Source organism: Cyanobacterium sp. (genome assembly GCF_054166785.1).
This window is the reverse complement of record NZ_JBSZCP010000067.1, coordinates 1-21,382: the sequence shown is the minus strand read 5'-3', so window position 1 is coordinate 21,382 and position 21,382 is coordinate 1. Positions and strand designations below refer to the sequence as shown.

Sequence of the window (21,382 nt, the reverse complement as noted above, 5' to 3'; positions counted from 1 at the left end):
TTCAGATTAACTAAAGCCTAAAATTTGTTTTAGATTCTCCATGTTAATCGGTTTAGGAATGTAACCATTCATTCCTGCCTCTAGGCATAAAGTGCGATCGTTTTCCATTGCCCCTGCTGTCATAGCAATGATACGGGGTTGTCGCTCCAAAGGATGATTGTTTCTAATCCAACGGGTAGCCTCTAAGCCGTCCATCTCAGGCATTTGTATATCCATTAAAATAACATCGTAGGGCTGACGCTGTATCGCCTCAATAGCTTCTAATCCATTGGATACCACATCGGCTAAGTAGCCTATTTTTTTTAGACTTAATAAAGCTACTTTTTGATTAATGATATTATCTTCTGCCAAAAGAATTTTTAAACTTTTCTTCATGGGAGATAGTTCTAGTTCACCAGAAAACGTCTCTTTTTCCATGGGTTGTATTTTTCTTTGAACGGCGGGGATTCTGATGGTAAAGTAAAAAGTTGCCCCCATATCCATTTCGCTTTCTACCCAAACTTTGCCCCCCATATGCTCAGTTAATAACTTACTGATAGCTAATCCTAAGCCTGTACCACCATATTTACGATTATTGGCAGAATCAACTTGACTAAAGGATTTGAATAATTTATCTTGTCTTTCTTTGGGAATACCAATTCCAGTATCTTTGATGGCAAATAGAATTTTATACTCATTATTATTATTTTTATCACCGTCAATAGTTAAACTAACCTGTTCTTTTTCGGTAAACTTAAGGGCATTTCCCAACAGATTTACTAAAACTTGACGAATACGGGTTACATCTCCCATGAACATGGTTGGAAGTTCGGAGGAATAATTGTAGGTAAAGTCTAGGTTTTTCTTTTTGGCTTGAAATTGTAATAAATCAAAAACGCTGTCTATACATTCCTGAAGATTAAATGCTTGTTTTTCTAATTGTAAATTTCCTGATTCTATTTTGGAAAAGTCGAGAATATCATTAATAATGGTCAACAAACTATCTCCACTACTGCGGATGGTTTCGACAAATTCTCTTTGTTCTGGAGCTAATGGTGTGTCTAATAATAAGCCTGTCATACCGATTACTCCATTCATGGGGGTACGAATTTCATGGCTCATCATGGCAAGAAATGCACTTTTTGCTTTGGTAGCGGCTTCAGCTGTTTCTTTTGCTTGGATTAATTCTTGCTGGATTTTTATGCGATTGCTGATGTCACAAATATAACCATGCCAGATAATACTTCCATCGGGCTGTTTGGTGGGGGTAGAATGCCCTGCAACCCAAATTATGCTTCCGTCTCGGCGATGGATTCGATACTCACAGTACGAACGGGTTAAATTTTGGGCTGATTCTTCCAGTAATTGGCTAACCTTTTCCATATCCTGAGAATGAACTATGTTAAATACGGGGGTTGCATCATTTTTTACTTCCTCTGGGGTAAGTTGGAATAGTTTTTTGATGCCATCACTGGTATAAGGAAAATGAGAGCTACCATCGGGGCGAAGACGATATTGAAAAATCATGCCCGGGATATGGAGGGCAAGTTGTTCTAATCTTTGTTTAAATTCTATTAAGGCTAGTTCGATGGCTTTTCTATAATCAATATCGCTATGGGTACCGATAAATCTGATGGGGCGACCTTCCGTATCTTTTTCTATTACCTGCCCTCGATCTAATATCCATTTATACTGACCATTTTTACAGAGCATTCTATGCTCGTTTTGATAAATAGAGGTTTCACCCCTTAAATATTTTTCTATTTCTTGGTAACAGGAATCTAGGTCATCAGGATGTACTCTATCGCTCCACTCCTCAAGGCGATCGCCTATTTCTTCATCTTCAAAACCTAGCATTTTTTTCCACTGCCTAGAAAAATGAACCTCATTGGTTTGGGGATTCCAATCCCAAGTACCATCCCCCGCCCCTTCTACCGCTAATTGCCAACGGGCTTCACTCTCTATTAGTGCTTTTTCAGCTTTTTTACGTTCGGTAATGTCGAGAATTGTTGCTAAAAATACCTCTTGATTTTCTTCTTTAATTAACTGTAAATGAACTTCCACAGGATAAAAAGTTTGGTCAGCCCTTTGATGAATAGTTTGATATATTAGTGATCCCTTTTGCCCATTGCGTAAGGGTTTAATCTGGGCGTGAAATTGCTGCCAATCAAATTCAGGTTTAAAATCCACCATTTTCATCGTGGAAAGAGTCCGCATATCATAACCAAGATTATTGATTGCTTTTTTGTTGGCATACAGAATCTGTAGTGTATCGGTGGAAAAAACAAATATTTCATTGAGACTCGATTCTAAAAAATAAGCTAAACGACTATTTTTAGCTTCAGTTTTTTGATCGTTTATGATGGGTTTTGTTTGGGATGAAAAAATAGGTTGTCTATTATCCGTAACGATATTTTTGGGGTTAAATGATAAACAATTATTACATTCAACACCTTTTAACAAACTATGGGAAGTGATGATGCCGATTCCTTTTCCTTCACCATCGATAATCGGCAAAATTTCAATATTCTCTTGGAAAAATAATGTAATTAAATCATTAATATTCTCTAACTGCTCAACCTGACGGGTAACAAATTTGGTGGTCATTATTTGGGATACTGAAATCGATTCCCATGATAATCTTTGAGCTAGGAGGGAAATTATATCTGTGGGATAAATTAATCCGATTAGGTGATTATTTTCTTCTACAAAAGCACAGGTTGGTTTTTGATTACCATTTGCCCCATTGCTTCCTCTACTCATCTGCTCAATAATTTTGGTGATAGCACTTTCAGAGGCTACAGTAACAAAATTTTGTTCAACGTATGGTGGCAATAACGATGAGGAAGTCATGGTTTGTCAACGGCAAAGATAGATTTTGGTTCGTCCTATAACTGTCTATATAATAGTTTTATTTCAAGATGTTCGTACCAAAAATAACTTGACTGGAAAAAAAAAGCCCCCGTAGGGGCTAAGGTACTATGGTTTATTCCCTTGAAACTATTTATTTATTAGCACGGGGTTGGATGACTCCAAAACCGCCATGGTTTCTAATGTAGATTACGTTAATTTCATTGGTTTCTTTGTTGCGGAACATATAGAAGTCATGGTCAACCAATTGTAGTTGTTCTTTTGCTTCGTCAATGGTCATGGATTCCATGGCAAAGTATTTCATTCTTACCACTTCTTCGGGAAGTTCTGCGTGGCGATCGCCTATTAAGCTACCTTCTACGGGTTTTTCTTCAATGGCTTCGACGGTTTTTTCCACGGGGTGAATTTTCTTGTCAAGATTTCTTTCTTTATATTTGCGTAATTGACGAGTAATTTTGTCAGAAACTAAATCAATACTGGCATACAAACTTTCACTATCTTCTTGGGCTCTAATTATTGTACCGTTAGCATAAACGGTTACCTCGGCTTTATGTTTGTTACTGATACGAGCATTACGAGCCACGGATAGATGCACATCCACCTTACTAGCTAAATTTTGGAAATGTTTAACTGCTTTTTCTAATTTTTCCTCCACATAATCATGGATAGAATCAGTGACTTCGATATTGTTTCCTTGAATTAATAGTTTCATAATTTATACTCCATTTTACGCGCAATTTTAATATCTCAACTTAAGTATTTTGTTGGATATTTTTTCTTTTTTTCTTCTAGTAAAATTTAGAAGAATTTAGCTAGTTTTATGTCTATTATATCTAATTTGAATGTGCTTTAGCTATAGAAGAACATTTTTCCTTGCTATTTTTTTCTTGATCATGTATGTTTTAAGGATTAGATATAATTACTAAACAATTGTTTATGAATTAATAATTCCTCCTTTTTTCTCTATACTAATACCATAACACTTTTGTGATCTAAAAAACACCCATTTTTAACTTATTTTTAGGTTTACTCTTTTTATGTAAAGTTTGATTACAAAACCTCTCTGTTGTAACAAATTATCTCTATATTAACGGCAAATAGACCATGGGTAATGGAGGATGGAATATGGCTACGAAGATTTGAAAAAAATATTTTTCCTTGATATTTTAAGAAATATTATTAATACTTATTTACATTAACTATGACAACTAAAATAAAGCTGTGGGGATTTTTCTTCTTAATAGTTCTAGGGGCGATCGCACCGAACTACTTCCATAGTACGATAAAACCAGTTCAAGCTCAAAACCAATCCCTAAAAATTGTTTACCCTCCTAATAATCATCAAACCGTTGCCCCCTCAATCTTTTTCATCGGCTCTGCCCCTCAAAACGCCACCGTATCAGTAAATGGGCAGAATATCGACCCATCCGAGCAAGGATTTTTTGCCCCTAGCTTTCCCCTAAAAATGGGAGAAAATTCCTTTGTAATTCGTTCTCAAAATCAAGAAATCATTAAGGTAATTACCCGCAATTCTAACGAACCTAGTCAGGAAGACTTACGCAGTTTAGCCCCCAATTTACTTTATCCTACGGTGGATATAGCCCGACTACCCCATGAATTAGTGTGTTTCGAGGCGATCGCCCCTAAAAATGCCCAAGTATCCGTCAGATTAAGCCAAAATACCATCAATTTACAACCTAAAGAAACCGTAGTTAACCTTCCCCCCAATTACGCCGTTTTAACCGCCAACAATACCCCAGAAACCATCACAAATAGACCATGGACAACCATGAAAGGATGTCAACAACTAACCCCCAGCCAGAGGGTAGAAAATCCCGTATTTGTCATGGAATATCAAGGGCAAACCATCACCCAAAATCAAGTAGGAAAAATAGAAACCCTTTCCCCCCAAAACCTGAGAGTAATCGAAGTTACCGCCGAAAATGGAGTTTCCCGCACCGGGCCTAGTACCAACCATTCTCGCCTAACTCCTCTACCCCGAGGCACCCAAGCCCAAGTAACCGCCGTAGAAGGGGAATGGCTACGCCTTGACTATGGAGCATGGATTAGGGAAAATGAAACCCGTACCCTTGCCATCCAAGCCCCCCCCATCAGTAATATTCGCAGTGTCAACTCCCGCATTACTTCCCAAGGTACACAAATCATCTTTCCATTGCAAAATCCTGTCCCCATCACCATCACCCAGGCCGATGATACCTTTACCCTCTCTCTCCACAACACCATCGCCCAAACCGACACCATCCGCTTTGACGACAACCCCCTCATCCGTCGCCTAGACTGGCATCAAGTCAACCCTACCCAAATCGACTATATCTTTCGTCTTAAAACCTCTCAACAGTGGGGCTATGATGTTCGTTATGAAGGAAGTAATCTAATTTTGACCCTCAATCATCCCCCCTCCATTTCCGATGCCCACAATTTACAAGGAACAACCGTACTACTAGATCCGGGTCACGGGGGAGACGAATTAGGGGCAGTAGGGCCCAATGGTTATACGGAAAAAGAAATCAACCTCGTCATGTCCAAATTAATCGCCCAACGTCTCAGGGCAAAAGGGGCCCAGGTGATTTTAACAAGGGAGGATGATAGTTTTGTTTCCCTAGGCGATCGTATGGCAATGATTGATAAAATAAAACCTACCCTCGCCCTCTCCATCCATTACAACGCCCTTCCCGATGCAGGAGATGCCCTCAACACCAAAGGCATCGGCATGTTTTGGTATCATCCCCAAGCCCATGATTTAGCCATATTTCTGCAAGATTACCTCACCACCAACTTAAATCGTCCTTCCTATGGAGTTTTTTGGAACAATCTCGCCCTTACTCGTCCCCACACTGCCCCTAGTCTATTATTAGAACTAGGCTTTATGATTAATCCCCAAGAATTTGAGTGGATTATTAACCCCCAAGCCCAACAAAAATTAGCCGATGGAGTTGCCAGTGGAGTTGCCCAATGGTTAGAAAAAAGTACCCATAGATGATTTTATATTATTCTGTAGGGTGGGCATTGCCCACCATTGGGAAATTCCTAATCAATATTCGTAAAAAGAAAGTGTCTCCTGGTTATTCAGACTTGGAATTAGTATTATTTGTAGAGCTAGGAACTTTTTCCTCATCCTTTTCTTTGCCCGATTCTATCTGAGCATTCATAGAAATAGTTTCTTCTATTTGTTGAGCTTCCTTTTTAAACTCATCTTGAAACTCTTTAGAGGCATCTTGAAAACCTTTGAGGGTTTTTCCTAAAGTTTTTCCAATTTCTGGTAATTTCTTAGGGCCAAACACCAAAAGGGCAACTACAAAAATTACAATTAATTCAGGAAGTCCGATGCCAAAAACATTCATAATAATATTGTTTTAACTAAAGAGTTTTGCGTAAATCAACAATCAACCTTGTACAAACAGAGAATAACAATTATCTTCCTAAACTAGACCAATCAACAGTGATGCCATCGAGGATGAGAGAAGAGTTATAGATTTGTAAGATGATTAGAAGAAATACCAAAAATAAGATCATGAAAACACCCATCAAAGGGGTGGTACTCCAACCGGGGGCTACTTTCCCGTATTCGGAGTTAAGGGGTTTGAGTAAATCGCCTAAACGGGTACGTTGTGACATATTGAATCTTATATATATTTAAATTTTTTCTATGGTCTTTTTTGACAAGACGATTATAGCAAAAGATGGGGGTATTTTTTGCAACGGAGTCTGACCTTTCCATGGGAGTATCAACTTTACTTTGGTTATTATCAAGAGTTACTCGCCCACCATAAGGGGTAGAGAAAAAGAATAAAACATCCAAACATTTGTATATCTTAAGTCATCTTTTCATCTTTAATTGATAGTTTTTAAAGTATAGAAAATACTTGTTTCTACCTTAGCATTTAAATAATCTAAATCATCTCCCAATGCTTTTTGCATATCCTTAGTTAAGTTAATAGTAAAGTTTAAATTATTTTCTTTTTCTTTTACCAATTTAACCAAATCTTGTAACTGAGTTTTGACAACATTTCTTTTTCCCTGTGATAACTTGAAAATATCATTAGTTTCTATATTTTCCTCAATCATTATCCCTTTTATTTTCTCCTTCAAGTATTCAATTTCAGAGTTTAATAACAACCATTGTGTCTCCAATGCCTTATATCTTTCAGAAAGGGTATCTAAACTATGATTTTCATGGTGCATGAGATTATTTAATTCCTGTAGATGTTGATAAACTTGGGCTAAATAAACACAATCCATCTGAGCATAGTATAACTGACTTTTTGTTAACGGTCTGATTCCCCAATCTCCCCCCTGTTCATTTTTATCTATATCTTGAAAATCAGTAAAATATTCAGTTAGTGTTTTTAAAGACTTACTCTTGACAGGTAATATATGATAAGGAATTTGTTTTGCTAATTCATAGGTACAAAAAACATTATTGGCCATTTTTCCACTCAAAAATCTAAGATCATATTTAGCATTATGAAAAACTTTTTTAATACTATCATCAACCATAATCTGGGTGATAAAATAATCCACTAAATCTGATTGATTTAATACATCAAAAAGATAAGTTCGACTACCGTCAAGGTTATCAGGATAAGCCAACACCTGAATGAGAGAAATTCGAGGATTTTTTGTTTTATAATCAGCGGTTTCTGTATCAACCCAAAGTATATCTGTTTCTTTTAAATCAATAATAATATCTTTAATTTCATTTTTATTTGTTAAATACATAACGTAAATTATTGCTTATTTATTCACTTGTTTTAAAACAAAATCACGAATAACATTAATCTCCAAAGGTATAATTTCATGGGCCATTCCATACTCCTTATACGTCACATTTACCCCCACTGCTTCCAACTTTTGTTTTGCATCCCTCGCCGCAACAATGGGTACAACAGGATCATTTGTTCCATGACAAATTAAAGTAGGGGGAAAAGGATTTCTGTCTGCATTAGGTTCAAAATGTAAATAGCCACTCAGACTACATACCCCCGCTACGGGTAATTGTAAACCCACATCCAAACTCATCGCCCCCCCTTGGGAAAAACCACCCACAATAGTTTTACTCAGGGGAATATTGGTTTTATCTTCGAGGGTAAGTAACCAACGATAAAAAGTATCGACACTTTCTTTAATGCCCTGATTATTATTCTCTAAGGCATACCATGCTTTGCCTTCTGATACGTGGGGATGGGCATAGGGGGCATTGGGAAAAATATATTGACAGTTAGGTAAATCTAGCAATGGGGGAAGGGAAGACAAGTCATGATAGTTTGCACCCCAGCCATGGAGTAACACAAAAATATACTCGATTTCCTGTCCAGAAGAAGGGTTATGAATAATGGTATCTAAATTCATTTTTGATATTTACTATGGTAGATTAGATGCTGTTTAAACAGTATTTTATCTCTTGGTTGGTGAAAATATTATTAATTAAAGTCGCTATTTTCAGTCTTTTTTTTCTTCCTGCTTTGAATTTATTCACAAAAGTGTTTCTCAGTGGTGATTTGTCTTACCGTTTCATTTATGGGGGGCTTGTACTTTTTTGTATGGAACAATGTAAGATGGCAATTCTTGATTTAAATGATTATTTCTTGGCAAAAAAAAAGTTTAAAAGTCATAGTCTATCTCTTTATTTTACTATTTTGTGTTCAACGATCGCCCTTGAATTGGTAGGATTTTATTATATGTATTTTTACATAAACGTTGGAGCAATAATAACTTTAATAAGTCAACTATGGTTTAACAGTTTAGCAAAAATAAAAATAAGTGTATTTCAAGAACAAATAACTATCATCCCATGGGCTATAGATAAAAGAATAGGGGAATTAATGGGAGCTATACTAGGAATCACATTAATAACTTTATGGTCATTAAAAATATATCCCTTAATCATGGGCTTTTTGATGCTAACCATGATGATAGTTTTCCTTCTCATAAAATATGGATTACCCATAATGACTAATAACTATCAAGAAAAAGACACTGAAAAAACTGTCACCGCAATAGTGAATAAAAATGAATAATAGTTTTAAGCTATAAATAACCATAGAGGAGTAAAAAAATCATGATTAGCGAGCGAAAAAAAACAAATCTACTTGCCGAAGCCAACTCCCCAACTATCACCTCAGAAGTAGCACCATGGCTGAGTAAAATAGCTTATCCCCTAGGCAAAAGATTAATTCTTCCATTTTTCTTTAAAACCATCACCATCACAGGGCAAGAAAATATTCCTACCGATGGGGCGGTAATCGTTGCCCCCACCCACCGCTCCCGCTGGGATGCTATCATAGTACCCTATGCTGTCGGTAGATTGTCTAGTGGTAGAGATCCCCATTTTATGGTGTCTGCCAATGAAATGAAAGGAATACAGGGTTGGTTTATCCGTCGTTTAGGGGGATTTCCCGTTAATACTGACCATCCCGGAATTGAGAGTTTAAAATATAGTTTTGAGTTGTTGTGTCAAGGGGAAATGGTGGTTATTTTTCCTGAGGGGGGAATTTTTCGCACCCATGAAGTGCAACCCCTAAAAAGGGGAGTCGCAAAAATAGCCCTCGATACCGAAGAGGTAAAACCAGAGGTAACTACAAAAATTTTACCAGTCAAAATAGCCTATGACCAAGAAATTCCCAAAAGGGGAGCAACGGTGGAGGTGAATATTGGAAAACCTCTCGTTGTTAAAAAATATTCTTCTTCTTCTCAAAGTGCTAAACGAAATAGTCTTGATTTAACCCAAGATTTACAACAGTCATTAATCGCTTTATAAATATTATTCTCCCTATTAAAACAAAAAATTATTTTCGCCACGGATTTAGGGGTGCTACATATGACCCTTCTAAGATATTATTTGATGGGAATGGTGAGCCAACAACATAAATTCACTTGGCTAATCGTAGCAACTCTGAGAAAATAGTCAGAGAACAAAATTTTAATGAATGTTGATAAAAATAAGATAATGAAAAAAATACGTCCTATCCTATCCCTTCTTCTGGTATTGGTTACTACTCTACTTGTCAGTTGTAGTAGCCCTACAAAAGCCAAAATTCCCACCGTTTACAGCCCTGAAAAAATTGAGCAATTACAACTATATCGCGCCCCCATTGCTGAAGCACGGGAAAAAATGGCTACCCTAGAAGAATTTATCAAAACAGAAAATTGGGTAGATACCAGAACCTTTATTCATGGTCCCCTAGGAGGCTTACGTCAATCTATGGCTAATGCTTCTAGCCGTTTACTTCAAAAAGATCAAAAACCTGCTCAAAACCTCGCCAGAGAGTTATTTAGTCATTTTGAAAGAATTGATGCTGCCGCCAAGGATAGAAACTACAATGCAGCACAAGCTCAATATTTTGAAGCCCTCAAGGATTTTGATGCTTATCTTGAAATTATCCCTACTAATGGCTAATCAGCTTTAGAGGATGGTTAGGTTGATGGTTTTAAGTGTTAGGTATTTAATAAATAGTTTTTTTGATTTTGGAGAGTGGGGCGATATTAATGGTTAAGTTTCCTTTGGCTTTGGCGGTGGCAACGGCAAAAATTATCACTGGCACAGTGCGTTTATTGGGTTTGGGGGCAGCTAGTGTCTTACCGGGGGCGATTGCTAGACGTTTCCACCCTCGTTTGTTGGCGGTTTTGTCAAAGCAGATTAAGGAGGGGGTAATTTTAGTAGTTGGTACTAATGGTAAAACTACTACTTCTCTTTTGTTGAAGGAAATTTTACAAAATGCTGGTTATGGGGTGATTCATAATTCTACGGGGGCTAATTTAATCAATGGTTTGGTTACTTGTTTGATTGATAATAGTAATCTTTGGGGGAAAATTGAGGCGGATTATGCCATTCTTGAGGTGGATGAGAATGTTTTACCTTTAGTTTTGAAGGAGTGCAATCCTAGTCATATCTTAGCTCTAAATTTATTCCGAGATCAATTAGATCGTTATGGGGAAGTGGATTCTATTAGTTATCGTTGGAAAAGTGCGATCGCACCTTTATCCCAAGCAACTACCATAGTTATTAATGGAGATGATCCCACTTTATGTTATTTAGGTCAAAACATTGATAAAAAAGTATTATTTTTTGGCTTAAATGAAAAGGATTTATACTTAGAAGAAATTCCCCACGCTGTTGACTCTATCTACTGCCCTAATTGTGGTCATCCCCTTGATTATGAAGGGGTTTATCTTTCTCATCTTGGAGATTATGACTGCCCAAGTTGTGATTTTACTAAAAGTACGTTGGACGTAAATAGTCAAGAATGGGGGCAAATTTTAATTGGGGTTTATAACAAATACAATACCCTAGCCGCTGGACTTTTAGCCCAATCTATCGGAGTAGAAAAAGAGGTCATTAATCAAACTATTCTTAACTTTAAGGCGGCTTTTGGTAGGGCTGAGGAATTAACTATTAATAACAAAAATATTCGCATTCTACTATCTAAAAATCCCGTGGGCATGAATGAGACTATCAGGGCAGTTAATGACTTAAAAAGAGTTAATCCCCATTGTACCACCATGATGATTTTAAACGATCGCACCCCAGACGGTACCGATGTATCATGGATATGGGATGTGGATACGGAAAAATTAGTAGAATCGGGCGGAAATATTGTAGTAAGCGGAGATCGGGTTTATGATATGTCCTTAAGATTGAAATATAGCCTAGATAATATCGATAACAATAAACTAAATTTAATCGTCAAAGAAAATCTATCGGAAGCCATAGAAGAAGCCTTAAAAATCACCCCAGAAAATCAAACCCTATATATAATCCCCACATATTCCGCCATGCTAGAAGTGAGGAAAATTTTACTAGGTAGAAGTATTTTGTAAAAATTAATATACTTGACCACGATAAGTTCTAACTTTTTTTTGATTCCTCGCATTTTGTTTCTTCTCCTCTTTCCCCTCCGCACTAAAAGCAACTCCTCGATAGGTTTGCAATTCAGGGGATGTTGCCGGGGGAGAGGATATGGGTTTATCCACCATAGGAGAAGCATAGGGTTGTACATTCCACTGAGTATTATTAACCTCTCTTTCAATGGTATCTATAGCCCTATAGCTAGTTTCCCTCGGTACATTATTATTAACCTCTCGTCTTGCTAATATTCGAGAATTTAGCTCAGAAACATCACCTCTACTGTTGTCCTTCGGGCGACTGTTGTTAGAAGTTTTTACCTCTTTTACCTCTGTCCATACTGTGTAGGAAAAATTGGTTTCAGTGACAAAACTTTGTTTTCCTTTAGTTAAAAATTCACTGGACAGGAAAAGGGCTTTTTCTCTAAACTTTTTAGGTACATCAGATTCCCTGACAAAACTTTTACCAAAACACTCAATTTTGAGACTTTTTTGTATGTCTTCTGCTTTTACTCCATAGACTTGTAAATTTTCAGCGGATAATATTTCCATTACCTTTTTCCTTTGCCGATAGTGTGATTTTTAATGATGTGTTGTTGATTAATTTATCTTACGCAATTTTTTTGATGGTCAATGTAAAATTCACTACACTTTAGCGTATTTGATAGGCAAAATATTCTTCTTTTCCTCTTTTTTTATTTCGCTCTAGGAGTCTCCATGTTTCTCCTTTTTTGCTTCTTTCTATGTCTAATTGAAATGGATTTTTAATGATTTTTGTTTTATTATTATTTAGTTTAAGTTTAATCTGATAGATCCCTTCTAAATGATAAACTGGCAAATTATAAATTATTTGTGGTTTTATGTGCTTAATATCTATTTTGCTAATTTCAAATGTTGCTGGGTTTGTCTGCAATTGATACCCTAAATCATCATAACTAGATTGTAAGGTAAGGGCGATCGCCTTTTCCACAATATTCGGAGGCGGGGCAAATTCTAAGGGGGCAGAAACGGTGCTACAACCTCCACAGATAAAAAATAGTGATAAATTAATAAGAATAAACTGAATAATATTTTTCATGTCCTAGCTATAATACAATCCCCATTAAACCATTATCTAATTTAAAAAAACCAGCATATTCCAACGCAAACTTATATTTTAAAATTTATGGATAATCAAGAACAAGAAAATAAACTCCCTGAAATAGATAGAAAAGAAACTATTATTAATTTAAAAAAGACAATCAAAAAGCTACAATTAACCTTAGAAAAAATCAATCAATCAGAAATAGAAGAGTTTCCCACCATTGAAATTACTAACACTTTTATCGAGTCTAGTAATAATTTGATTGATAATATCAAACTCACTCCCCGCTTTAAAGTTCAAAATAACCCTGACAATATATCAGAAAATGTCGTCAGTAATATCCCCCCTCGCAAAAAAACATTTAACTTTAATTTTCGTTTAGGAGCGATCGCGCAGCGCCACTTTGTGATCGCCCTTGGCTCCATTATAATTATCATAGGAATATGCTGGACACTCATCAACCCCACCATCGAAACAAAAAGTAATCAGGAAAACATAGCCATCATAACCACCGAAAACCCCCCAGATAATCCTCAACCCCCCATCATAGATAACTCAAGTAGCCCATTAAAAGAAGAAAATATAACCAACTCAGAAATTACCATCATTAACGATAAACTCGAAACTGAAACTCCCCCAGAAGCCAATCTCCCCCAAGAAGAAACCCCAGAAATATCTCCCCCCGTTAGCATTGATGATAACCCCCCTGCACCAGAAGAAATTAATCCCCCGATTCCTGAGAAAGAAGTAGAAATCATTATTGAGGAAAAAACCGTCAGCGCCCTTACCATCGAACAAACATTATACGATAACATTCAAGAACAAATTGACCAAATTACCGATAAATATGGCAAAAGTTTGATCATTAATTTAAGAGCGAACTTTCGTAATAACTATCTTCTTATTACCCTCACTCAAAATTGGTATCAAATGAATAGTAACGAGCAAGATAATTTTGTTAATGATGTTTATGACATAGGTAAACTACTTTATTTTAATAAAATCAATTTTCAAGATGAGCAAAAAAATATAGTTGCTAGAAATGCAGTAATTGGAGATAAAGTTATTATTACTCAACGATAATCAATTTTGCTAAAAAAAAGGGGTTTAAACCCCTAGTTAAATATTCAAGTAAAAACTAATTTAAATTTGGATCAAATTCAGGCTTTACCTTACTAGGTATTACTTTAATAATTTCCGCCACAATATCATCCGTAGATTGCTCCTTTGTCACAGAAATAGTTATATCAGCTTGTTGATAAAGACTTTTTCTCTCGTCTAAAATATGACTTAACTTTTCTCTCAAATCAGCTTCCCTCAACAAAGGTCTAGTATTATCATTCTTGAGTCTATCTACCAAAATATCCACAGGTACATCCAACCAAATTACCATGCCATCCCGTAAATGAGCCCAATTATCTTTTTTTAAAACAATACCTCCCCCTGTACTAATTACCGTGTATAAATAACTAGAAACCTGACCTAAAACTTGATTTTCTAAAGTGCGAAAAATATCTTCTCCATCCTCTTCAAAAATTTTGTTAATACTTTTCTGAGCAACAACTTCAATGGTATTATCAGTGTCCAAAAAACGGTATTCTAATTTATGAGCTAAAAACTTTCCCACCGTAGTTTTTCCCGAACCCATCATCCCAATTAAATAGATATTTAAACCTCGCAATAGTCTATTCATAAATATATTAGATAATAAAAACTTGGTAGTATATAGATAATTTGTAAATAATAAATATTTTAATTATTGGATAGTTTTATAATGTCATCCGTATCGTATTTTAAATTATTTTTAAGTTTTTCAACGGTTAATTTTGTAATAGGATCAATCCAATTTGAAGCAATTTCCGCTAGCGGAATGAGAACAAAAGCTCTTTCTCTCATTAAAAGATGAGGAATGTTTAAATTAGGTAAATCTACAATTAAATTATCATACAAAATAATATCTAAGTCAAGGGTTCTTGCTCCCCATTTTTCCTTTCTTTCTCGCCCAAATTTTTGTTCAATATCTAATAAAAAAGATAGCAATTGAGAAGGAGTAAAATAGGTATTAATAGTAATACAACCATTAATATAATCTGGTTGAGCAGGGCCGATGGGCTTAGTTTTATACCAACTAGAGCATTTTATTAAATCAATTTGGGGCGCTGATTGGATAATTTCCACCGCCTTTTGTAAAGTATCTTTACTTTTTCCCAAATTACTGCCCAAAGCAATGGCAGATTTATTCTTTCTGGTACAATAATTAACTTCAGTAGCAATAGACACTTAAAACTGTTTACCTGTGCATTAAGATAATGTATCATTATTCCATATGAATGACTCTAGCTTAAGTAACACTGCCATAGATTTTGAAAATCTCGATCCCCTAGATTTAATAGAGGATAACGAACCCGAAAAACCAGATCCTGAAGTGATGCTGGGTTTGTTGTCTAGTGACAATCAACAAGAACAAATTGAAGGGGTGAGGGCTTTTTGCGAAATTTCTGATTCTAGGGCTGTTCCATTGCTAATTGAACGTTTAAGTCATAATTGTCCTTTAATAAGGGTAAGTGCGGCTTATGCCTTGGGTAGGAATACAGATTTATCGGCGGTGCAACCCCTAATTTTTGCCCTTCAAAATGATTGGAATGGTTATGTCCGTAAAGGGGTAGTTTGGGCCTTGGGAAACAGTGGCGATCGCACTTCATTTGAACCATTACTCCATGCCCTAAAACATGACATAGCAGCAGTAAGACTTTGGTCAGCCAGTAGTATCGCTAATATTGCCAAATTAAATTATGAAGACATTATCACCGCCATTCCTTCCCTAATTACCACCCTACGGCAAGACACCATCTCCGCAGTACGTAGTAACTGTGCTTGGACAGTGGGCAAACTCTGTCAAGAATTACCCTTTAACGTAGTTTATAACACCGCCATAGATGCCCTCATCGAAGCCCTAGTAGAAGACGAAGACTTAGGGGTAAAAGAAGATGCCAAAAACGCCCTACTAAAATTAGGCGACCCTAGAGGACTACAAATGATCGAAGAATTAGAATTTGAAGGACTGATTTAATTCCCTCCGTGCGAAAAAGCAACAGATAAGAATTATCCATTCTCAACTATTCAATCGGTTCCCCATGTCAATTGTTAAAAAGTATTAAGAAAATGAATAAAAATGATCCCTAATACTGCACAATAGCATTCGGAAGGGAACAAAACGATCCTAACCAAATAAAAAAAGCTAATCAATATAACAACATTAAGTTATACTGGTTCACAGATTGACCCTCAAAAGTCAACCATAATTTAAAAGCCAGAAACATCAAAAAACTGGTTTAATAAAAAAAAACTATCTAAATTAATTTACTTGGAGGAATCCATAAATGAGTATCGTCACGAAATCCATCGTGAATGCTGACGCAGAAGCACGTTATTTAAGCCCCGGTGAACTAGACAGAATCAAATCTTTTGTTTCCTCTGGTGAAAGCCGTCTAAGAATCGCTCAAACCTTAACTGACTCTCGTGAGCGCATCATCAAAGAAGCTGGCGATCGCCTCTTCCAAAAACGCCCTGACATCGTTTCTCCTGGTGGAAACTCCTACGGCGAAGAAATGACCGCTACTTGTTTACGTGACATGGACTACTATCTACGTCTAGTAACCTACGGAATCGTAGCTGGTGACGTTACCCCCATCGAAGAAATTGGCTTAGTTGGCGTAAAAGAAATGTACAAATCTTTAGGTACTGACATCGGTGCAGTAGCTCAAAGTGTACGTGAAATGAAAGAAGTTGCAACTTCCTTAATGTCTGCAGAAGACACCTCCGAAGCAGCTTCCTACTTCGACTATGTAGTCGGAGCATTACAATAGGTTTTACCCATAAATCCGTAAACCTATCGAGTCTAAAATTCTTTTAGTCCTGCAAAACTAACAAAAAGTCAATTAATTAGAAAGGAAAATAACCATGCAAGACGCAATTACTGCAGTAATCAACTCCTCCGACGTACAAGGTAAATACCTTGATGCCAACGCTTTAGGAAAATTAAAAGGCTACTTCCAAAGTGGTCAACTCCGTGTTCGTGCCGCTAGCGTAATCAGCGCTAACGCCGCTACCATCGTAAAAGAAGCTGTAGCTAAATCTTTACTATACTCCGACGTAACCCGTCCCGGTGGAAACATGTACACCACCCGTCGTTACGCTGCTTGTATCCGTGACCTAGACTACTATCTACGTTACTCCACCTACGCTATGTTAGCCGGTGACGCTTCCATCTTAGATGAGCGTGTATTAAACGGTTTAAAAGAAACCTACAACTCCCTCGGAGTACCCATCAGCTCCACCGTTCAAGCTATCCAAGCAATGAAAGAAGTAACCGCTAGTTTAGTAGGTGCTGACGCTGGTAAAGAAATGGGTGTTTACTTTGACTATATCTGCTCTGGCTTAAGCTAAGACTTAAGGCTTGTAGATAAGGTAAAACCTTAACCCACAGGTTAGGAAAGTCAGGAGTAAGTGCCAGTTTGACTTCATCATTTAGTTAATTTAGTATTGACTCTTGGCTCCTAACCGTAGCTTCTCGCTAAAATAAGAAAGAACTATATATATCTTTTTCTCAATATTAAAAAACCCTTAAAAAACTTTCCAAAATACTAAGGAGACTACCTCACATGAGAATGTTTAAAGTAACGGCTTGTGTACCAAGTCAAAGCAGAATTAGAACCCAAAGAGAATTACAAAACACCTATTTTACCAAATTAGTTCCCTACGATAACTGGTTCAAAGAGCAACAAAGAATCCAAAAAATGGGTGGTTCTATCGTTAAAGTTCAATTAGTAACTGGTAAACAAGGTGCTAACACTGGCTTACTTTAATTAATATTTGACCATATTAAAAAAATCAAAATTTAGGGGAAATAAAACCATGAAATTCTCCCCAGCAATATAAGGGATGTTTTACAGCAAGCATCCCTATTTTTTTTTACGCTTCCTTAACTTCATAACTAAAAGGAAAAGAAGTTTGTAAATTAATCAACTCATCTCGATGGGCTTGAATGGTAATGACGGTTTCTTTTTTCTCCTCCTCATCAATGGCATCATCAATGCGAAAAGCAACCTCCTCCACCCTTTTTGCTCCCTTCCAATAAAAATAACCTGCCACAGGAGATAAAATAATTAAACCAATGAACCAATTAACTTGAGGATGGAATAACATTTCTAAAACCAAGGAAAAGGAAAATAGTCCGCACCCAGCCAAAAAACTAAGAAACACAGCTAAAAATATACTAGGAGATACTAAACCCTCCAAAGTCACCTTATTTCTTTCCCCATCGATCGCCTTTACTTGGTAAGATCTTTGTTGAAAGTAATCCCGAAGATAAGCCAAAATACTATCCTCAGATTCAGGACAACTAAGGGTAACAACTTCTGTTCTATCTTTAATACTGCCACGAATAAAAAAGAATAAACCAACCATTAATAAAAGAGTCAAGAAAAAAGTAGAAACCATAAAATTTAAGACATAAAAGTATTAGATAGCTAAAATTAATTGTATAGCACCAATGACTTAAACAATGGACAATAGAGCATAGACATGAGTCAGTCCATCACAAAAGTGTATCAATTGAGAAAATATTATCTTTTTATAACCGATTCAAGGGAACTTAATATCAGTTATCCCGAATTTCAGTTAATTAACTTTTTTTATTATCAATTATCAACTATCAACTATCAACTATCAATTAATTTCCTGTGGCACAAAAACAAAAATTTCCTCATTTATTAGGCTCAAAATGGACATCGACCCAAAAAACATGGGGCTGGAGACACTTTCAAGTAATTAACCGTAAAAATCAAGGTAAATGGGTATTTGCCGAGATGACTGCCTCCTGCGATGAAGATGTGCGTTTTTGGATTAATGCTAAACAATTAAAAGATAGAGACTTATGGCTACCCGGCTGGAAAACCTTAGAAGACATCAAGGAAATGAGTTAGCTCTTAATCATGGTAAGGAGTATGACTGAATTATGTACATAATACTGAATCCGCAGAGAAAAGTATGCTAATACAACGAACAATGGGCTTAAGCCCATTGCCAAAGACAATAAATAAAATTCCGGTATTTGAGATATTATCACCATTGCCTATTCCGCACCTAAACAAGCTGCCCCAAAATTAAATCAATAATTTGATGACTAAGGGCAAACTTTGATGATGGTTGTAACGGTGTTTTTTGTCCGTTTGCGGTGATAAATATTGCTTCATTAGTGTCACTGGCAAAACCCACATTCATTTTATCAATAGGATTGGCAACGATCGCACTTAACCGTTTACGAGTTAATTTATCTAGGGCAGGGGTGACAATATCCCCCGTTTGAGCCGCAAAACCAATCAAAAGTTGTTCCGGTTGTTTCATTTTACCCAACTTTGCCACAATGTCCGTAACGGTATCCAATTCTATGGAGGGAGGTAAATTGCCCTTACTCAGCTTCGTTTTATAACACTCCCTTGGTTTCACATCCGCCACCGCCGCCGCCATAATAGCCCAATCCGAGGTAGGAAAATTATTCACCATGGCCTTTTCCATTTCCCCCGCCGTAGTGACATCAATAAATTGTAGGGGAGGGAGATTTTTTAACAACTCAGGGGCAACATTTGCCCCCACCAAAGTAACTTTTGCCCCCCGATGATGACAAGCCACCGCCAAAGCAATACCCATTTTACCCGTGGAAGGGTTGCCGATAAAGCGTACGGGATCAAAAAATTCCCTTGTGCCTCCCGTGCTAATTAAGATATTTTTATCCTTTAAATCTTGTTTTCCCCCAGTATGTATCACCGATTCGAGGGCGGAAATAATTTCTTCCGACTCTGCCATTCTTCCCTGTCCAGTGCGATCGCACGCCAACAAGCCCGTATTGGTGTGGAGAGAAAAAAAACGATCATTTTGCCCTAAAAGTTCCCAGTTTGCTTGTACCGTCGATTGTAGCCACATTTCCGTATTCATAGCGGGGGCGACTGCTATGGGGCAATTTGAAGCAAGAACCGTATTCGTTAAAAGATTATCTGCCATGCCATGGACTAACTTAGCAAGGGTATTGGCAGTGAGGGGGGCAATCAAAATTAAATCGGCCCATTCTCCCAAAGAAATATGTAACGGGCGAGGGTGAATAGGTTGCCAAAAATCTGCGTCCGTATAAGCCTGTTTTCGGGCAAGGGTTGACACCGTGAGGGGAGAAATAAACTTTTGGGCAGAGTCGGTGAGGATGACTTCTATTTTCGCCCCCATTTGAAACAATTGGGAGATAACAGTGCATACCTTATAAGCAGCAATGCCTCCCCCAATACAGATTAAAATTTTTTTGTCTTTAAAAGATTGCCAAAATCCTTTATGATTCGTCATAGGCTTCGATGTCAAGGAGATAAAAGTAAGGTTCAATTAAATCTTCACGGTGAAATGCGATCGCCCTTAGTTTATGCCAATCCTGTAAACCTTCAAAGGGAGTTTTATAATCATCATTTTCTAACCTAGTTGCAATTTGTGCCACATCTTCCATGGTCATCTCTGCAAAATCTTGGTCGGTATATGTTAATGTTGTCATAACTAAACCTCCGTACATGGTTTTTTTAGTTTACCCCAAGTACATTTTAACCCGATTTGGTTTTTTTCTCGAAATGTACAAGAATGTTAACAATTTCAGAATAGGGAATGGGGAACAGTTTATGATTTTTGATCGTAGATGGATAAAATGGGGATGACATATGCAGATAACTGATAATCAACATGGTACCATAACCCATATCGGGGAAGTGATTGAAACCTCTACCACGGAATTTTTAGCTCAATGTTTAGAGCCAGAGGAGTTAAGTTTTCCTGTGATGCCTCCCTTTGGTAGTTGGGTAAAGTCCATTGATGATGAGTCGGGAAATAAAATCTATGCCATCATTACCAATGCTACCACTGCCCCCATCGACTCTATCCACAGAGCAAGGGCTTTGGGTTTATCTTTGGCGGAATTAAAAGAGCAACAACCACAAATCTTTGCTATGTTAAAAACGGAATTTCGAGCCGTAATAATCGGCTTTGAAACCCCTGCGGTGGGCAATAATGGGGTTAATCCTCCCCATGGAAGAATTTTTCAATATTTACCCCCTCGCCCTCCCCAAATTCATCAAGGGGTATTTAGTTGTACGACGGATGAAATAACTAGATTTACGGAAAATCCTGATTTCTTGAGAGTCTTACTCCGGGTGAGTAATACCCCCATTGAATCTCTTACGGCGGCTACCCTCAGAGAAGTATATAACATTCGAGGGTGCGATCGCCCTTGGTTAGTAAAAGCAGGAAGGGTATTGAGTGTTTTGTTAAAAAATGACTACGACAGTCTTAAGTTTATCCTTGGGCAAGTAAACGTGAGGGATAATTGAGAGGGGTAATGAGTAATGGGTAATGAGTAATGGGTAATGAGTAATGAGTAATGAGTAATGAGTAATGAGTAATGAGTAATGAGTAATGAGTAATGAGTAATGAGTAATGAGTAATGAGTAATGAGTAATGAGTAATGAGTAATGAGTAATGAGTAATGAGTAATGAGTAATG

25 protein-coding genes are annotated in these 21,382 nt (G+C 37.0%); 12 read left to right on the top strand and 13 right to left on the bottom strand.

Features of this window, described 5'->3' with window-relative positions; all coding sequences use genetic code 11:
* Positions 1-6: 6 nt before the first annotated feature.
* Entirely contained in the window at positions 7-2,832 is a 2,826-nt protein-coding gene (locus ACXITR_RS14105; protein WP_457997862.1) for a PAS domain-containing protein, read from the bottom strand.
* 151 nt (positions 2,833-2,983) lie between these two features.
* Positions 2,984-3,562, bottom strand: a complete 579-nt coding sequence (gene hpf, locus ACXITR_RS14100) for a ribosome hibernation-promoting factor, HPF/YfiA family (protein WP_457997861.1) — start codon at positions 3,560-3,562, stop codon at positions 2,984-2,986.
* 489 nt (positions 3,563-4,051) lie between these two features.
* Here hpf and ACXITR_RS14095 point away from each other — a divergent pair, with 489 nt between their 5' ends.
* On the top strand, positions 4,052-5,851 hold the full coding sequence (locus tag ACXITR_RS14095; RefSeq protein ID WP_457997860.1) for an N-acetylmuramoyl-L-alanine amidase: 1,800 nt from the start codon (positions 4,052-4,054) through the stop codon (positions 5,849-5,851).
* A gap of 82 nt (positions 5,852-5,933) precedes the next feature.
* On the opposite strand, the gene ACXITR_RS14090 is transcribed toward ACXITR_RS14095, so the two are convergent.
* From ACXITR_RS14090 to ACXITR_RS14075, 4 genes are all read right to left on the bottom strand, one after another.
* Positions 5,934-6,212, bottom strand: coding sequence for a TatA/E family twin arginine-targeting protein translocase (locus ACXITR_RS14090; protein WP_457997859.1), 279 nt, complete (start codon positions 6,210-6,212; stop codon positions 5,934-5,936).
* A 70-nt stretch (positions 6,213-6,282) separates the two neighbouring features.
* A complete protein-coding gene (gene psbH / locus ACXITR_RS14085; RefSeq protein WP_069792096.1) occupies positions 6,283-6,486 on the bottom strand; it encodes a photosystem II reaction center phosphoprotein PsbH in 204 nt (67 codons plus the stop codon).
* Between the two features lie 216 nt (positions 6,487-6,702).
* Positions 6,703-7,590 carry a 3'-5' exonuclease gene (locus tag ACXITR_RS14080; RefSeq protein WP_457997858.1) on the bottom strand — a complete coding sequence of 296 codons (888 nt, stop codon included), beginning with the start codon at positions 7,588-7,590 and terminating at the stop codon, positions 6,703-6,705.
* Positions 7,591-7,605: 15 nt separating this feature from the next.
* The gene (locus ACXITR_RS14075; RefSeq protein ID WP_457997857.1) at positions 7,606-8,220 is read right to left on the bottom strand and encodes an alpha/beta hydrolase; all 615 of its coding nucleotides are present in this window, start codon (positions 8,218-8,220) and stop codon (positions 7,606-7,608) included.
* 26 nt (positions 8,221-8,246) lie between these two features.
* Between ACXITR_RS14075 and ACXITR_RS14070 the strand changes: the two genes are divergently transcribed.
* From ACXITR_RS14070 to ACXITR_RS14055, 4 genes are all read left to right on the top strand, one after another.
* On the top strand, positions 8,247-8,888 hold the full coding sequence (locus ACXITR_RS14070; RefSeq protein WP_457997856.1) for a hypothetical protein: 642 nt from the start codon (positions 8,247-8,249) through the stop codon (positions 8,886-8,888).
* Between the two features lie 41 nt (positions 8,889-8,929).
* Positions 8,930-9,628: a lysophospholipid acyltransferase family protein gene (locus ACXITR_RS14065; RefSeq protein WP_457997855.1), complete on the top strand. Its 699-nt coding sequence runs from the start codon at positions 8,930-8,932 to the stop codon at positions 9,626-9,628.
* A 189-nt stretch (positions 9,629-9,817) separates the two neighbouring features.
* Entirely contained in the window at positions 9,818-10,267 is a 450-nt protein-coding gene (psbQ, locus tag ACXITR_RS14060; RefSeq protein WP_457997854.1) for a photosystem II protein PsbQ, read from the top strand.
* An 89-nt stretch (positions 10,268-10,356) separates the two neighbouring features.
* Positions 10,357-11,688: a MurT ligase domain-containing protein gene (locus tag ACXITR_RS14055; protein WP_457997853.1), complete on the top strand. Its 1,332-nt coding sequence runs from the start codon at positions 10,357-10,359 to the stop codon at positions 11,686-11,688.
* 3 nt (positions 11,689-11,691) lie between these two features.
* Here ACXITR_RS14055 and ACXITR_RS14050 read toward each other — a convergent pair whose 3' ends face one another.
* Together ACXITR_RS14050 and ACXITR_RS14045 are read right to left on the bottom strand one after the other, a co-directional pair.
* The gene (locus tag ACXITR_RS14050; RefSeq protein WP_457997852.1) at positions 11,692-12,264 is read right to left on the bottom strand and encodes a hypothetical protein; all 573 of its coding nucleotides are present in this window, start codon (positions 12,262-12,264) and stop codon (positions 11,692-11,694) included.
* A gap of 100 nt (positions 12,265-12,364) precedes the next feature.
* Entirely contained in the window at positions 12,365-12,790 is a 426-nt protein-coding gene (locus ACXITR_RS14045; RefSeq protein WP_457997851.1) for a hypothetical protein, read from the bottom strand.
* 87 nt (positions 12,791-12,877) lie between these two features.
* Between ACXITR_RS14045 and ACXITR_RS14040 the strand changes: the two genes are divergently transcribed.
* Positions 12,878-13,879, top strand: coding sequence for a hypothetical protein (locus ACXITR_RS14040; RefSeq protein ID WP_457997850.1), 1,002 nt, complete (start codon positions 12,878-12,880; stop codon positions 13,877-13,879).
* A gap of 55 nt (positions 13,880-13,934) precedes the next feature.
* On the opposite strand, the gene ACXITR_RS14035 is transcribed toward ACXITR_RS14040, so the two are convergent.
* Positions 13,935-14,489 (bottom strand): shikimate kinase, encoded by a 555-nt coding sequence (locus ACXITR_RS14035; RefSeq protein WP_457997849.1) that lies wholly within the window; start codon positions 14,487-14,489, stop codon positions 13,935-13,937.
* A 59-nt stretch (positions 14,490-14,548) separates the two neighbouring features.
* The gene (gene folK / locus ACXITR_RS14030; protein WP_457997848.1) at positions 14,549-15,076 is read right to left on the bottom strand and encodes a 2-amino-4-hydroxy-6-hydroxymethyldihydropteridine diphosphokinase; all 528 of its coding nucleotides are present in this window, start codon (positions 15,074-15,076) and stop codon (positions 14,549-14,551) included.
* Between the two features lie 46 nt (positions 15,077-15,122).
* Here folK and ACXITR_RS14025 point away from each other — a divergent pair, with 46 nt between their 5' ends.
* The 4 genes from ACXITR_RS14025 to ACXITR_RS14010 all read left to right on the top strand — a co-directional run bounded on the left by ACXITR_RS14025 (position 15,123) and on the right by ACXITR_RS14010 (position 17,661).
* On the top strand, positions 15,123-15,866 hold the full coding sequence (locus ACXITR_RS14025) for a HEAT repeat domain-containing protein (RefSeq protein ID WP_457997847.1): 744 nt from the start codon (positions 15,123-15,125) through the stop codon (positions 15,864-15,866).
* A 310-nt stretch (positions 15,867-16,176) separates the two neighbouring features.
* A complete protein-coding gene (gene apcA / locus ACXITR_RS14020; protein WP_457997846.1) occupies positions 16,177-16,662 on the top strand; it encodes an allophycocyanin subunit alpha in 486 nt (161 codons plus the stop codon).
* Between the two features lie 94 nt (positions 16,663-16,756).
* On the top strand, positions 16,757-17,242 hold the full coding sequence (gene apcB / locus ACXITR_RS14015; RefSeq protein WP_457997845.1) for an allophycocyanin subunit beta: 486 nt from the start codon (positions 16,757-16,759) through the stop codon (positions 17,240-17,242).
* 215 nt (positions 17,243-17,457) lie between these two features.
* Positions 17,458-17,661 (top strand): phycobilisome linker polypeptide, encoded by a 204-nt coding sequence (locus ACXITR_RS14010; protein WP_457997844.1) that lies wholly within the window; start codon positions 17,458-17,460, stop codon positions 17,659-17,661.
* A 106-nt stretch (positions 17,662-17,767) separates the two neighbouring features.
* On the opposite strand, the gene ACXITR_RS14005 is transcribed toward ACXITR_RS14010, so the two are convergent.
* Positions 17,768-18,295: a cofactor assembly of complex C subunit B gene (locus ACXITR_RS14005; protein ID WP_457997843.1), complete on the bottom strand. Its 528-nt coding sequence runs from the start codon at positions 18,293-18,295 to the stop codon at positions 17,768-17,770.
* A 242-nt stretch (positions 18,296-18,537) separates the two neighbouring features.
* On the opposite strand from ACXITR_RS14005, the gene ACXITR_RS14000 reads away from it, so the two are divergent.
* Positions 18,538-18,780: a TIGR02450 family Trp-rich protein gene (locus ACXITR_RS14000; protein ID WP_457997842.1), complete on the top strand. Its 243-nt coding sequence runs from the start codon at positions 18,538-18,540 to the stop codon at positions 18,778-18,780.
* 160 nt (positions 18,781-18,940) lie between these two features.
* On the opposite strand, the gene coaBC is transcribed toward ACXITR_RS14000, so the two are convergent.
* Together coaBC and isiD are read right to left on the bottom strand one after the other, a co-directional pair.
* On the bottom strand, positions 18,941-20,185 hold the full coding sequence (gene coaBC / locus ACXITR_RS13995; RefSeq protein ID WP_457997841.1) for a bifunctional phosphopantothenoylcysteine decarboxylase/phosphopantothenate--cysteine ligase CoaBC: 1,245 nt from the start codon (positions 20,183-20,185) through the stop codon (positions 18,941-18,943).
* Positions 20,172-20,384, bottom strand: a complete 213-nt coding sequence (isiD, locus tag ACXITR_RS13990; RefSeq protein ID WP_457997840.1) for a protein IsiD — start codon at positions 20,382-20,384, stop codon at positions 20,172-20,174. Before isiD ends, coaBC begins: the two co-directional genes overlap by 14 nt.
* Before the next feature lie 160 nt (positions 20,385-20,544).
* Here isiD and ACXITR_RS13985 point away from each other — a divergent pair, with 160 nt between their 5' ends.
* Positions 20,545-21,210 (top strand): HAS-barrel domain-containing protein, encoded by a 666-nt coding sequence (locus ACXITR_RS13985; RefSeq protein WP_457997839.1) that lies wholly within the window; start codon positions 20,545-20,547, stop codon positions 21,208-21,210.
* The last annotated feature ends 172 nt before the right edge of the window (positions 21,211-21,382 follow it).